This is a genomic window from Pseudomonas sp. CFBP 13727 (genome assembly GCF_014841915.1).
In the GTDB taxonomy this organism is placed as follows: Bacteria; Pseudomonadota; Gammaproteobacteria; order Pseudomonadales; family Pseudomonadaceae; genus Aquipseudomonas; species Aquipseudomonas baltica.
Genome location: NZ_JACYUT010000003.1, coordinates 531,955 through 545,704, shown reverse-complemented (window position 1 = coordinate 545,704; position 13,750 = coordinate 531,955). Strand labels below are relative to the sequence as shown.

Below are 13,750 nucleotides of genomic sequence, written 5' to 3'. Positions count from 1 at the left end.
GAGACTGCAATGAAGCACCGCATGAGAGCCCAGCGTCTGCAGGTCGACGCCACCCTGTACGATTTCATCGAGAACGAAGTACTGCCTGGCAGCGGGCTGGAATCCGAAGCGTTCTGGACCGGCTTCGACGCCCTGGTCCATGAATTCGCGCCGCAGAACCGCCTGCTGCTGGCCGAGCGCGATCGCTTGCAGACCGAACTGGACAACTGGCACCGCGCCCACCCCGGACCGATCCAGGACCCGGCTGCCTACCGCAGCTTCCTGCAGTCCATCGGCTACCTGCTGACACAGCCCGACCGCGTTGAGATCAGCACCTGCGATGTCGATGACGAGATCGCCCGGGTGGCCGGCCCGCAACTGGTGGTGCCGTCGACCAATGCCCGCTACGCCCTGAACGCGGCCAATGCCCGCTGGGGCTCGCTGTACGACGCGCTGTATGGCACCGACGCCATCCCGGAAAGCGATGGTGCAAGCAAGGGCCAAGGCTACAACCAGGTTCGCGGCGACCGCGTGATTGCCTTCGCCCGCGCCCTGCTCGACCAGAGCACCCCGCTGGCCAACGGATCGCACCGCGACGCCAACGGCTACCGGATCGAGGGTGGCCAGTTGCAGGTGAGCCTGGCCGACGGCAGCGTCAGCGCGCTGGCCGAGCCGAGCCAGTTCGTCGGCTTCCAGGGCGATGCGCAGCAACCGGTTGCCGTGCTGCTCAAGCATCATGGCCTGCACATCGAAATCCAGATCGACCCGACCTCACCGATCGGACGTACCGACGCGGCAGGCGTGAAGGACCTGCTGCTCGAAGCGGCCCTTTCGACCATCATCGACTGCGAGGACTCGGTGGCGGCGGTGGATGCCAGCGACAAGGTGGCGATCTATCGCAACTGGCTGGGCCTGATGCGCGGCGATCTGACCGAGGAGCTGGAAAAAGGCGGCCAGCGCATCACCCGCCGGCTCAATCCGGACCGTCAGTACCACACGCCGGCAGGCGGCGGGTTGACCCTGCACGGCCGTTCGCTGTTGTTGATCCGCAACGTCGGGCACCTGATGACCAATCCGGCAATTCTCGACGATGAAGGCCGGGAGATCCCCGAGGGTATCCTGGACGGCGTGGTCACCAGCCTGATCGGACGCTACGACCTGGAGCGCAAGGGCAACTCGCGCACCGGCAGCCTTTATATCGTCAAGCCGAAGATGCACGGCCCGGCCGAGGTGGCCTTCGCGGACAAGCTGTTCGCTGCCATCGAAGACCTGCTCCAGCTTTCGCGCAATACCCTGAAGATCGGCATCATGGACGAGGAACGCCGCACCTCGGTGAACCTCAAGGCCTGCATTGGCGCAGCCTCGACCCGCGTGGCGTTCATCAACACCGGCTTCCTCGACCGCACCGGCGACGAGATCCACAGCGCCATGCAGGCTGGGCCGATGATGCGCAAGGGTGACATGAAGGGCAGTGCCTGGATTGCCGCGTACGAGCGCAACAACATGCTCACCGGACTGGCCTGCGGCTTGCGCGGCAAGGCTCAGATCGGCAAGGGCATGTGGGCGATGCCCGACCTGATGGCCGACATGCTGGTGCAGAAGATCGGCCACCCCAAGGCCGGCGCGAACACCGCATGGGTGCCCTCGCCCACTGCGGCCACGTTGCACGCCCTGCACTATCATCAGGTGAACGTCAGTGAGGTGCAGCAGACCCTGGAGCAGATCGACGCAGCAGGCGAGCACGATGCCCTGCTGGACAACCTGCTGACCATCCCGGTGGTAGCCAATGCGCAATGGAGTGCGGACGAGATCCGTCAGGAACTGGACAACAATGCCCAAGGCTTGCTGGGCTATGTGGTGCGCTGGGTCGAACAGGGCATCGGTTGCTCCAAGGTGCCGGACATCCACGACGTCGGGCTGATGGAAGACCGCGCGACCCTGCGTATTTCCAGCCAGCACCTGGCCAACTGGCTGCTCCACGGCGTGGTCAGCCGCGAGCAGATCGTCGAAACCCTGGAGCGCATGGCCAAGGTGGTCGACCAGCAGAATGCCGGAGACCCGTCGTACCGCCCCATGGCGGCCGACTTCCAGAGCTCGGTGGCCTTCACGGCGGCCAGTGCACTGGTGTTCCAGGGCGGCGAACAGCCCAGTGGCTACACCGAGCCGTTGCTGCACCGGTTCCGCCTGGCATTCAAGAACGCCCAGGCGTGACATCGGCCGGGATAGGAAGGTTGTCGCCGACCTGTCCCGGCACTGCTGCGGCGGTTTCCCGCTTGCTGTAGTATCGCGTTCCGAATGAGAATCATCCGCGAACGCAATCATCATGAATCCTCCCTCTCCTCGCTTGCTGGTGGTCGATGACCACCGCAAGATCCGCGAGCCGCTGGCCATCTACCTGCGCCGATTCGGTTTCGACGTGCGCACCACCGAAGACGCCGCCGGCATGTGGGCGCTGCTCAAGCAGGACGTGTTCGACGTACTGATCCTCGACGTGATGCTGCCCGACGGCGATGGGTTCGAGCTGTGTCGCACGCTGGCGCACCAGTCCACGGCGGCGGTCATCCTGTTGACCGCGCGCGATGCCTGCGCCGACCGCGTTCAGGGCCTGGATGCCGGAGCCGACGACTACGTGGTCAAACCCTTCGAGCCGCGTGAACTGGTGGCGCGCATCCACAGCGTGCTGCGCCGGCGTGGCACCTTGGGCACGACGGTGACGGCCGTGCCGCCAGCCCTGCCAGCGCCCTTGCGCTGCTACCAGTTCGCCGACCTGAGCTTTCGCAGCGGCTGTAACACGCTGACCCGCCGAGATCGAAGCCAGGTACGCTTGAGCACCGTGGAAGGTCGTCTGCTGGAAGTCTTCCTAGACCATCCCAATACCGTACTGGGGCGCGAACGCTTGATCGAACTGACCTCGCGGCCCGGCAGCGATCTGTTCGATCGCGCCATCGACCGGCAGATCAGCCGCCTGCGTCGCAAGCTGGACGACAGCGCCCTGCAGCCCCTGTTGCTGCAAACGGTGTGGGGTGGCGGCTATCGCCTGGCGGCCAACGTCGCCCAGCAGCCCGGATGAAGCGCCTGCGCAAAGCATGGCCCCAGACCATGGCTCGCCAACTGGCGGTACTGCTGCTGCTGGCACTGCTGGCGTCCAACCTGATTGCCGTGCTGCTGCTGCAACGCACCGGCTCGCTGGTGCACCCGCTGTCGCGCACGCTGGTGGTCGAGCGGCTGGCCAGCGCCTATCACGCTGCCCGCGATCTGCCCCCGGCCGCTGCGCAGCACCTGCTCGAAGCCATGACCACTGCCGATACCCGTTTCTGGATCGCCCCCGACGCCGAAGTCCAGCCGTTCGTCATGCACAGCGAAGAACAGCGCCTGGCCACGGCCGTGCGCCAGCGGCTGGGCTTGCAGCACGACACCGTGGTCGTCCTGCAACTGGAGCGACGCAATGGCGGCCCGGCCCGTGAGCACCTGTTCAAGCGCGCCGGTTGGGAAGCGCTGCGCCTGCGCAGCTCGATAAGCCTGCCCAACGGTGCACAGCTCAATGCCGAGCAGGCACCGGCTGGTGCCTATGAATGGGGCCGACTGCTGGCCTACAGCGTGCCGGTCAGCACCATTCCGGTATTGTTGATCGTGGCTTTCTTCATGCGCCGGGTGGTCGCGCCCGTGAAGCGCCTGGCCCTGGCCACCGAACGGGTCAGCCGTGGCGAATGGATCGCGCCGCTGCCGCTGTCCGGCCCGCGCGAAGCCCGGGAACTGACGCTGGCGTTCAATGTGATGCAGGCGCGGATCGCCCGGCATGTCGAAGGCCGCACGCGCATGCTGGCCGCCCTCAGCCACGACCTCAACACACCCATCACCGAGTTGCGCCTGCAGGTCGAGTTGCTGGAGGACCCGACCCTGCGCGGGGACATGCTCGATAGCCTCGACGAGTTGCGGGCAATGGTCAGCGAAACCCTGAATTTCGTGCGCGGCGATGCGGTGCAGGAAGCGACTACCGAGGTGTCGCTGAGTGATCTGCTGGAAGACCTGGCGCGGCGCTACCAGACCTTGGGCACGCCCGTCGAGTGGGCAGGCTCGCCCCCGGTGACGTGTCGCTGCCGACCACTGGCGCTCAAGCGCGCCCTGACCAACCTGATCGACAACGCCTTGCGCCATGGCGGCGATGCGCGATTGCGCCTGTACCGCGAAGATTCGGGTGGGCTGTGCATCGAGATCCGCGACCACGGCCCGGGGATCGACGCTGGCTGGTTGCAACAGGTGTTCGAGCCATTCGTGCAACTGGGCAAGGGCGGGGCCGACCCCAGCCAGGGAGGCGGGTTGGGCCTGGGCCTGGCGATTGCCCGCGCCTGCGTACAGGCCCACGGCGGCGAACTGCTGCTGGAAAACCGCGCACCGGGGCTGGCAGCCCTGGTGCGCCTGCCAGGCTGAACGTCGGCGGGTATCAGAAGCGCAGCGTGGTACCCATCCAGAAGGTACGGCCGTAATTGACCGTGCCGTAGGTGTCGTCGTCCAGGCGCTTGTTGGCGACGTTGTACACCGCGGCCTTGAGAGTGATGTCGCGGGTCAGCTCGTACGAGCCGCCGACGTCGGCGGTGGTATAGGCCGGTGCCGGTTCGCCGCTCAAGGTGGTGCCGTATTCCTGGCCATAGTAGTTGACCGAGGCCCAGGCCTGGGCGCGGTCAGACAGGGTCCAGTCGGCGCTGATATTGGCCTTGTGCTCGGGTGTCAGCGACAGCGGTGCGCCGGCATTGCTGCCGCTCTTCTGCTCCGAGTCGGTGTAGGTGTAGTTGCCCTTCAGCGCCACCGCGCGAGTGATGTCCCAGCGTCCGTTGACCTCGGCACCGGTGATCGTCGCTTCGTCGACGTTGATGCGGTCCTGGACGATGTAGCCGTTCCAGCGCCGCGCGGTGTTTTCCGTGGACAGTTTGTCCTTGAAGACGTTGTGGAACACCGTGGCCCCAGCCGACAGGTCGTTGCGATTGGACCACAGCGCCGACAGCTCGTAGTTGGTGCTGGTTTCCGGCTTGAGGTCCGGGTTGCCGAGATTGACGTAGGTGTTGCGGCGAATGGTGGCGTAGCCGGGCACTACCGCGCGAATCTCCGGAGCCTTGAAGCCGCGCGCCACCCCGCCCTTGAAAGTCCAGTCCGGGGTGGCGCGCCATACTCCGTAGATCCGTGGGCTGACGTGGGTGCCGTATTGCTCGTGCTCGTCCACCCGGGCACCGGTGGTCAGGGCGAAATCGTCGGTCACCGACCATTCGTTCTCGGCGAACAGCGCTTTCTGGGTCACCGAAAACTCATAGTCGCGGCCGTCCATCAAGCCTTGGTTCCAGTCGGTCAGCTTGGCGCGGTTCCATTGCAACCCGGTGGTGGTGATGTTGTAGGCCGTGGGGATGACCAGTTTGGCATCGAGCACGGTGTTTTCCACCACCGGCTTGCGTCCGAGGATCTCCGGCTGGTTGGCCGCCGCCTTGCCTTCGCGGCTGGCTTTCTCGTAAGCCAGGGACACGTCCGAGGTGGCCCAGCCCCAGCGACCCTGATGCGAGATGGAATAATGATCGCGGTTGTTTTCCTGCTCGCGGGTGGCCCAGTTGACGCTGGTACCGTCGCCGTTCTTCAGGCGCGTGGCGCCGCCTTCCAGAAGGATGTCGTGATCCTCGGTGGGCGTGAAGGCCAGGCGTGCGGTGAGGTCTTTGTGGTCGGCCTTGGTGAAACCGTTGGTGAGTTCCACGTCGTCATCGGCCTGGCGGTCGAGGTAACGGCCCCAGACCTGCACCCCCAGGTATTTCTCCACCAATGGACCGTTGAGGTAGAACTGGGTCTGCCGCGAATTGCCCTGGTCGCTGTGCTGACGCGCGGCGTAATCGTAGGAAACCGAGCCGCCCCACTGGGTGGAGACCTTGCGGGTGATGATGTTGATCACGCCGCCGATGGCGTCCGAGCCGTACAGCGAAGACATCGGTCCGCGGACCACTTCGATCCGCTCGATGGCTTCGGCCGGTGGGACGAAGCTCTGCTCGTAGCCACGGTTGCCGTTGACCCGGGTTTCACGGCTGCTCTGGCGTTTGCCGTCGACCAGAATCAGGGTGTAGTCCGGTGGCATGCCGCGGATGGAGATATCGGTTTCGTTGGCGCTGCCGTTGACGACGACCCCCTCGATGTTGCGTACGGCGTCACCAAGGTCGTTGTAGGATTTTTTGCGCAGCTCATCGCCGGTGATGATGGTGACGGAGGCCGGGGCATCCTCCACGCTTTGCTCGAAGCCCGACGCCGTGACCACGACCTCGTCGAGGACGGTCGGTGCGGCCAGTTCGATCGGTTCGGCTTGCGCCAGCCCGGCAGTGGCCAGGGCGATCATTGCGGCCAAGGGCCGCAAGGAAAGTGGAGGATGCATGGAACTTCCCTACGATTCTGTTGTAAAAGCGAATCGTATGCATCCTCAGGCACGAAGGTTGGACAAGGTGTGACAGGGTCCAGATTTGCGGTGTTAGGGCTGGCCGTGCGGTCAGCCGAACAGCCAGTAACCCAGCGCCGTCAGCACGACCACTGCCAGCACCGGGCGCAACACTCGGTAGGCCTTGGGATTGGCGCGCTTGAACTGCTTGACCTTGCCACTGAAGCGATCGCTGAAGGTCTTGCTCCAGGCATAGGCCTGGTTGATGCCGCCCACGCGTTCGTCGTCCAGATTCTGCGGTGCGGTGGCACGCCCCAGAAAGGCACTGACGCGCTTGTTCAGGCTCGCCATGAAGCGGTTGCTCAGCGGGCGTTCGATGTCGCAGAACAAGATGACCCGGGTGTGCTCGGTCTCGTTCTTCACCCAATGCACGTAGGTTTCGTCGAACATCACGTCGTCGCCATCGCGCCAGGCGTATTCCTCACCGTCCACGAAAATGCGGCAGGCATCGGAGTTTGGGGTCGACAGGCCCAGGTGGTAGCGCAGCGATCCGGCAAAGGGGTCGCGATGCGGGTTGAGGTGGCTGCCGCCCGGCAATAGCGCGAACATTGCGCCCTTGACGTTGGGGATGCTGTTGACCAGTTCGACGGTGCGCGGGCACAGCGCGTCGGCCGACGGCAGGGATTTGTCGTACCACTTGAGGTAGAAACGCTTCCAGCCTTTCTTGAAGAACGAGCCGAAACCGGCATCGTTGTTCTTTTCGGCGGCGCGGATGTAGCCCTCGTCGAACAGGTGCATGGCCTCGTCGCGGATGACCTGCCAGTTGTCCTTGAGCACATCCAGCTCCGGGAATTTGCTGCGGTCCAGGTAGGGTTTGGACGGCACGCTGGAGAACAGGTACATCAAGGCGTTGTAGGGAGCGAACAGGGCCGAGTGGTTGACGAACTGGCGCAACACCGGCAGACGCGCCTTGCCCCGCAGGTGCACGTAGAGCGTGCTGCCGATGAACAGCAGCAAGACGGCAGCCTTGGCGGCGAAGGAAAGGGTCATGGAGCGGATCCTCGAGTGGGCAGTGCGCCATGATAAACCCTGGTGGCCCGACTGGAAATGAAAGGCGTCGGGCAGCGGTCGGGCTGCAAGAAGGCACCGCGGTGTGTCAGCTGTTCCGCAGCGCGGCTTTCGCGGCCGCGGACCGCTCCTACGGAGGTGGCGTATACCCGTAGGAGCGGTCATCGGCCGCGAATAGGCCAGCGCGGTGTGTCAGATATACCGCGGCGCGGCTTTCGCGGCCGCGGGCCGCTCCTACGGAGGTGGAGTATACCCGTAGGAGCGGTCATCGGCCGTGAAAAGGCCAGCGCGGTGTGTCAGGCATACCGCGGCGCGGCTTTCGCGGCCGCGGGCCGCTCCTACGGAGGTGGCGTATACCCGTAGGAGCGGTCATCGGCCGCGAAGGCGTCAGCCGTCACACAACAGCGATCAAGCCTGCAGTTCGGTTTCGGTGAACAGGTCGCTGAATAGCATGCTCGACAGGTAACGCTCGCCCGAATCGGGCAGGATCACCACGATGGTCTTGCCCTGCATTTCCGGCTTTTCCGCCAGCTTGGCCGCGGCCGCCATGGCCGCGCCACAGGAAATACCGCAGAGGATGCCCTCCTCCTGCATCAGGCGCCGCGCCATGGCCTTGGCTTCGTCGTCGCTGACCAGCTCGACCCGATCCACCAGCGACAGGTCGAGGTTCTTCGGGATGAAGCCGGCGCCGATGCCCTGAATCTTGTGGGGTGCCGGGCTGATTTCCTGGCCGGCCATGGCCTGGGTGATGATGGGCGAACCCAGCGGTTCGACCGCGACGCTGAGAATCGACTTGCCCTGGACGTGCTTGATGTAGCGCGAGATGCCGGTAATCGTGCCGCCTGTGCCCACACCTGCCACCAGCACATCGACGGCGCCGTCGGTGTCGTTCCAGATCTCCGGCCCGGTGGTCTTTTCATGAATCGCCGGATTGGCCGGGTTGTCGAACTGCTGGGGCATGAAATACAGCTCCGGATCACTGGCGACGATCTCCCCTGCCTTTTCGATGGCGCCCTTCATGCCCCTGGCCGGCTCGGTCAGCACCAGTTCGGCACCCAGCGCCTTGAGCACCTTGCGGCGCTCCAGGCTCATGGACGCGGGCATGGTCAGCATGAGCTTGTAGCCGCGCGCAGCGGCCACGAATGCCAGGCCGATGCCGGTATTGCCCGACGTCGGCTCGACGATGGTCATGCCCGGCTTGAGCTTGCCCGAGCTTTCAGCGTCCCAGATCATGCTCGCGCCAATGCGGCACTTGACCGAGTAGCCGGGGTTGCGCCCCTCGATCTTGGCCAGCAGGGTCACCCCGCGCGGACCGATGCGGTTGATCTGCACCAACGGCGTGTTGCCAATGGAATGGGCGTTGTCGGCGTAAATGCGGCTCATGGCGTAAGGGTCCTTGTGCTGCAGCAGGAAAAATCCAAGGTTAAGCCCGCGATGGGGGCGAGTCCAGCGAACGGATGAGACTGTGGACAGTCAATCGCTAACTATCGTTCTGGAGAGTCTGCCATGAAACGTCGTTACAGCTGGCCGCTATGGACCGTGACCGGCCTGGTCGTATTGGTGCTGGGGCTGCACATCGCCCTGCCCTATCTGGTGCGCGACTACCTGAACGACAAGCTGGCCGACATGGGCGACTACAAAGGCCGTGTCAGCGATGTGGACCTGGCCTGGTGGCGCGGCGCCTATCAGATCAACGGCCTGCAGATCGTCAAGACCTCCGGCAAAGTGCCTGTGCCGCTGCTCGACGCACCGGTGATCGACATCGCGGTGAGCTGGCACGCCCTGTGGAACAAGCATGCTGTGGTCGCACACGTGGAATTCCTGCGCCCCGAGCTCAACTTCGTCGACGGTGGTACCAACAAGCAGGCCACCCAGACCGGTGCCGGCACCGACTGGCGCGACCAGATGAACAAGCTGCTGCCGATCACCTTGAACGAAGTGCGGGTCAACGATGGCAAGATCAGCTTCCGCAATTTCTCGTCCAAACCCCAGGTCAACCTCAGCGCCACCCAGGTCAACGCCAGCCTGTACAACCTGACCAATGTCGAGGACCTCGAAGGCAAGCGCGATGCGCGTTTCGAAGGCCACGCCAAGCTGTTCGGCCAGGCCCCCATTGAAAGCACCGCCACGTTCGATCCGTTCAGCAACTTCGAAGACTTCGAATTCCGCTTGCGCGCCACCGGCATCGAGTTGCGTCGGCTCAACGATTTCTCGGGTGCCTATGGCAAGTTCGATTTCAACGCCGGCAGTGGCGACATCGTGATCGAGGCCGACGCCGACAACGCCCGTTTGAGCGGTTACATCAAACCGCTGTTGCACAATGTCGACGTGTTCAACTGGCAACAGGACGTCGAGAACAAGGACAAGGGCATCTTGCGTTCCATCTGGGAGGCCGTGGTGGGCGGGACCGAGACGGTATTGAAAAACCAGTCGCAGAACCAGTTCGCGACCCGGGTCGAACTCAGCGGCAATGTGCATCGTCAGGACATCAGCCCGTTGCAGGCGTTCTGGCAGATCTTGCGCAACGGGTTCGTGCAGGCTTTCAATGCACGCTACGAACAGGCGCCGCCGAAGCAGGAATGAGGTGATTGACAGGCCTGGCCCCTTCGCGGGCAGAGGGCCAGCCGCTCTCCTTGGGTTTTCTCGTAGGAGCGGTCTTTGGCCGCGAACCAGGCGCTGCAGTGTATCTGGCGCACCGCGTGGCACCGTTCGCGGCCACTGACCGCTCCTACGGGGGTTGCGCCAAGCCTTCTGGCACACCACAAGCAGCTCGTTGCGCTATATAGTCGGCCACCACTTTTGATCACCGAGGACAGCCCCATGAAGTTCGAAGGCACTCCCGCCTATGTCGCCACCGACGACCTCAAGCTGGCGGTCAATGCCGCGATCACCCTGCAACGACCCCTGCTGGTCAAGGGCGAGCCAGGCACTGGCAAAACCATGCTGGCCGAACAACTGGCCGAGTCCTTCGGCGCGCGCCTGATCACCTGGCACATCAAGTCCACCACCAAAGCCCACCAGGGGCTGTACGAGTACGATGCGGTCAGCCGCCTGCGCGACTCGCAACTGGGCGTGGACAAGGTCCACGATGTGCGCAACTACCTGAAGAAAGGCAAGCTGTGGGAGGCGTTCGAGGCGGACGAGCGGGTCATCCTGCTGATCGATGAAATCGACAAGGCCGACATCGAGTTCCCCAACGACCTGCTGCAGGAACTCGACAAGATGGAGTTCTATGTCTACGAGACCAACGAAACCATCAAGGCCCGTCATCGCCCGATCATCATCATTACCTCCAACAACGAAAAGGAGCTGCCCGACGCATTCCTGCGTCGCTGCTTCTTCCACTACATCGCCTTTCCCGACCGCACGACCCTGCAACGCATCGTCGACGTACACTACCCCGACATCAAGAAAACCCTGGTGGCCGAAGCCCTGGACGTGTTCTTCGACGTGCGCAAGGTGCCCGGCCTGAAAAAGAAGCCCTCCACCTCCGAGCTGGTCGACTGGCTCAAACTGCTGATGGCCGACAACATCGGCGAAGCCGTGCTGCGCGAACGTGATCCGACCAAGGCCATCCCACCGCTGGCCGGTGCACTGGTCAAGAACGAACAGGACGTGCAATTGCTCGAACGCCTGGCGTTCATGAGCCGGCGCGGCAACCGCTGATCCCCCTTTTTCGACTGCGAGGGCGTCCGCCATGCTGCTCAACCTGTTCAATGAAATGCGCGCGGCCAAAGTGCCGGTGTCGGTGCGTGAACTGCTCGACCTGATCAATGCCCTGGAGCAGCGCGTGACGTTCGCCGACATGGACGAATTCTACTTTCTGGCGCGGGCGATACTGGTCAAGGACGAACGTCACTTCGACAAATTCGACCGGGCGTTTTCAGCCTATTTCAATGGCCTGCAGCACCTCGATCAACACCTCGAAGCGTTGATCCCGGAGGAATGGCTGCGCAAGGAGTTCGAGCGCTCGTTGAGCGCCGAGGAACGTGCGCAGATCCAGTCCCTGGGCGGGCTGGACAAGCTGATCGAAGCCTTCAAGCAGCGCCTGGAGGAACAGAAAGGCCGGCATGCCGGCGGCAGCAAGTGGATCGGCACCGGCGGCACCAGTCCGTTCGGCTCGGGTGGCTATCACCCCGAAGGCATTCGCGTGGGCGATGCCGGCGAGCGCCAGGGCAAGGCGGTGAAGGTCTGGGATCAGCGCGAGTACCGAAACCTGGACGACGGCGTGGAACTGGGTACGCGCAACATCAAGGTGGCACTGCGTCGATTGCGCCAGTTTGCCCGGCAAGGGGCGGCCGAAGAGCTGGACATCGACGGCACCATCGACCACACCGCACGCGATGGCGGGCTGCTCAACATCCAGTTGCGTCCCGAGCGGCGCAACAACGTGAAGCTGTTGCTGCTGTTCGATATCGGCGGTTCGATGGACGCCCACGTCAAGGTCTGCGAGGAGCTGTTCTCGGCCTGCCGTACCGAGTTCAAGCACCTCGAGTATTTCTACTTCCACAACTGTGTCTACGAGACGGTCTGGAAGGACAACCAGCGCCGCAACGCCGAGCGCATCAGCACCCACGACCTGCTGCACAAGTACGGCCCCGACTACAAGGTGGTGTTTATCGGCGACGCCGCCATGGCTCCCTACGAGATCACCCATCCGGGCGGTAGCGTCGAGCATTGGAACGAAGAAGCGGGGCTGGTCTGGTTGCAGCGGTTCATGCAGACCTACCGCAAACTGATCTGGATCAATCCCTACCCCGAGAACACCTGGGGGTACACGGCGTCGACGCACATCATTCGCGATCTGGTGGAACAACGAATGTACCCGCTGACCCTGAGTGGCCTGGAAGACGGGATGCGCTACCTGGCCAAGTGAGAGGTGTTGCGTGAGGTCGTTCGCGGCCGCTGACCGCTCCTAAGGTGAAGGTAGGAGCACGCTCTAGCGTTCGCGGCGTACCAGGGGCTCGGCCACGGGTTTGGCACGGCGGCGGCCGAACCACAGGGTCCAGCCGATGAACAGGATGATGCATTCCACCACCCAGGCCAGCACCAGGGCACAGGCGATGCCCCAGGCAATTGCCTCAGGCGCCAGCAGCACCTGATAACTGTAGCCATTCAAGGTTTCCTGGCGCAATTGCGGATCGGCCTGGGCCACCACATGCCAGGCTTTCGCATACCAGGGCCCTTGCAGCGCTTGCCACTCGCGTTCCAGCAACTGGTTGCGGGCCAGCAGCGCGCCGATGCTGGCGGCGTCGCTGCGGAACACCGGGTCTTCACTGGCACGGTAGTGCGCCACCAGCGCCTGCAGGTCGCCATTGAAGAAGCGCTGCGCGGTCTCGCTGAAACCACGCAGGCTCTGCTGCGCTTCGAGCCGATGGGCCTCGACCCGCTGGCTGTAGTCGTTGATCACGCCGGGCACTTGCACACCCACCAGCAAGCCGACGGCAAACAGCACAAGTCGCAGGTAGCTTCGCAGCATGAACGTCCTCTCAGTCAAAGGTGGCAGCGCCACGGTGGGGTATCAGGCAGGCTGCGCCTGTCCGGTGGCAACGCATTCACCCTGGCGCCACAGACCCCAGTTGCCGGGCGCGTAGCGGTTCCAGGTTTCGTTCTCGGTCAGCGGCTCGGTGGCGATCACCGTGACCACATCGTCGGGCGTGGTCTCGGCCTGGAAATCCACGATCACGTCCACGTCTTTGAGCCGGGCCGGACCGAAAGGTGCCCGCCGGGTAATGTGCACCAGCTTGGTCGAGCAGAAGCAGAACAGCCAGTCGCCGTCACTGAGCAGGCAATTGAACACACCCTGGCCACGGTACTGCTCGCAGGCCTGCACGAGGATGGGCAACAGGCGCTCGAACTCGACCGGCTCGGGAAAGCATTCGCGGACGCGGTTGAGCAGGTCGCAGAACGCCGCTTCGCTGTCGGTATCACCCACGGGGCGGTAGAAATCGGCGCGCGGGCTGAACTCGGCCAATTGGCCATTGTGGGCGAAGCACCAGTTGCGTCCCCACAGCTCACGCACGAAGGGATGGGTATTGGCCAGGCAGACCTTGCCGACGTTGGCCTGGCGAATGTGGCCGATGACCACTTCGCTCTTGATCGGATAGCGCTGCACCAGCTGCGCCACTTCCGACTCGCTGCTCGCGGTCGGGTCCTGGAACAGGCGCAGGCCACGGCCTTCATAGAAAGCGATGCCCCAGCCGTCGCGGTGCGGACCGGTGCGGCCGCCGCGCTGCATCAGGCCGGTGAAGCTGAAAACGATATCGGTCGGTACGTTGGCACTCATGCCCAGAAGTTCACACATGCACG

The 13,750-nt window shown here is 63.8% G+C and carries 11 protein-coding genes; 6 read left to right on the top strand and 5 right to left on the bottom strand.

Going from position 1 to position 13,750, the window contains the following annotated elements:
• Nucleotides 1-9: 9 nt before the first annotated feature.
• The 3 genes from IFT76_RS13190 to IFT76_RS13180 all read left to right on the top strand — a co-directional run bounded on the left by IFT76_RS13190 (nt 10) and on the right by IFT76_RS13180 (nt 4,407).
• A complete protein-coding gene (locus IFT76_RS13190) occupies nt 10-2,190 on the top strand; it encodes a malate synthase G (protein ID WP_192058718.1) in 2,181 nt (726 codons plus the stop codon).
• Nucleotides 2,191-2,302: 112 nt separating this feature from the next.
• Nucleotides 2,303-3,049, top strand: coding sequence for a response regulator transcription factor (locus tag IFT76_RS13185; protein ID WP_192058716.1), 747 nt, complete (start codon nt 2,303-2,305; stop codon nt 3,047-3,049).
• A gap of 29 nt (nt 3,050-3,078) precedes the next feature.
• A complete protein-coding gene (locus tag IFT76_RS13180; RefSeq protein ID WP_192058714.1) occupies nt 3,079-4,407 on the top strand; it encodes an ATP-binding protein in 1,329 nt (442 codons plus the stop codon).
• 13 nt (nt 4,408-4,420) lie between these two features.
• On the opposite strand, the gene IFT76_RS13175 is transcribed toward IFT76_RS13180, so the two are convergent.
• The 3 genes from IFT76_RS13175 to cysK all read right to left on the bottom strand — a co-directional run bounded on the left by IFT76_RS13175 (nt 4,421) and on the right by cysK (nt 8,824).
• The gene (locus IFT76_RS13175; RefSeq protein ID WP_192058712.1) at nt 4,421-6,373 is read right to left on the bottom strand and encodes a TonB-dependent receptor domain-containing protein; all 1,953 of its coding nucleotides are present in this window, start codon (nt 6,371-6,373) and stop codon (nt 4,421-4,423) included.
• 111 nt (nt 6,374-6,484) lie between these two features.
• Nucleotides 6,485-7,423 carry an aspartyl/asparaginyl beta-hydroxylase domain-containing protein gene (locus IFT76_RS13170; protein WP_122474982.1) on the bottom strand — a complete coding sequence of 313 codons (939 nt, stop codon included), beginning with the start codon at nt 7,421-7,423 and terminating at the stop codon, nt 6,485-6,487.
• A gap of 426 nt (nt 7,424-7,849) precedes the next feature.
• Nucleotides 7,850-8,824, bottom strand: a complete 975-nt coding sequence (gene cysK, locus IFT76_RS13165) for a cysteine synthase A (RefSeq protein WP_122474984.1) — start codon at nt 8,822-8,824, stop codon at nt 7,850-7,852.
• Between the two features lie 123 nt (nt 8,825-8,947).
• Between cysK and IFT76_RS13160 the strand changes: the two genes are divergently transcribed.
• From IFT76_RS13160 to IFT76_RS13150, 3 genes are all read left to right on the top strand, one after another.
• Nucleotides 8,948-10,024, top strand: coding sequence for a DUF748 domain-containing protein (locus IFT76_RS13160; RefSeq protein WP_192058710.1), 1,077 nt, complete (start codon nt 8,948-8,950; stop codon nt 10,022-10,024).
• A gap of 237 nt (nt 10,025-10,261) precedes the next feature.
• Nucleotides 10,262-11,107 (top strand): AAA family ATPase, encoded by an 846-nt coding sequence (locus IFT76_RS13155; RefSeq protein WP_056844259.1) that lies wholly within the window; start codon nt 10,262-10,264, stop codon nt 11,105-11,107.
• 31 nt (nt 11,108-11,138) lie between these two features.
• Nucleotides 11,139-12,317 (top strand): vWA domain-containing protein, encoded by a 1,179-nt coding sequence (locus IFT76_RS13150; RefSeq protein WP_192058708.1) that lies wholly within the window; start codon nt 11,139-11,141, stop codon nt 12,315-12,317.
• Between the two features lie 63 nt (nt 12,318-12,380).
• Here IFT76_RS13150 and IFT76_RS13145 read toward each other — a convergent pair whose 3' ends face one another.
• Together IFT76_RS13145 and IFT76_RS13140 are read right to left on the bottom strand one after the other, a co-directional pair.
• Nucleotides 12,381-12,920 (bottom strand): DUF2937 family protein, encoded by a 540-nt coding sequence (locus IFT76_RS13145; protein WP_185795090.1) that lies wholly within the window; start codon nt 12,918-12,920, stop codon nt 12,381-12,383.
• A 42-nt stretch (nt 12,921-12,962) separates the two neighbouring features.
• Nucleotides 12,963-13,745 carry a class II glutamine amidotransferase gene (locus IFT76_RS13140; protein WP_192058706.1) on the bottom strand — a complete coding sequence of 261 codons (783 nt, stop codon included), beginning with the start codon at nt 13,743-13,745 and terminating at the stop codon, nt 12,963-12,965.
• Between the last annotated feature and the right edge of the window lie 5 nt (nt 13,746-13,750).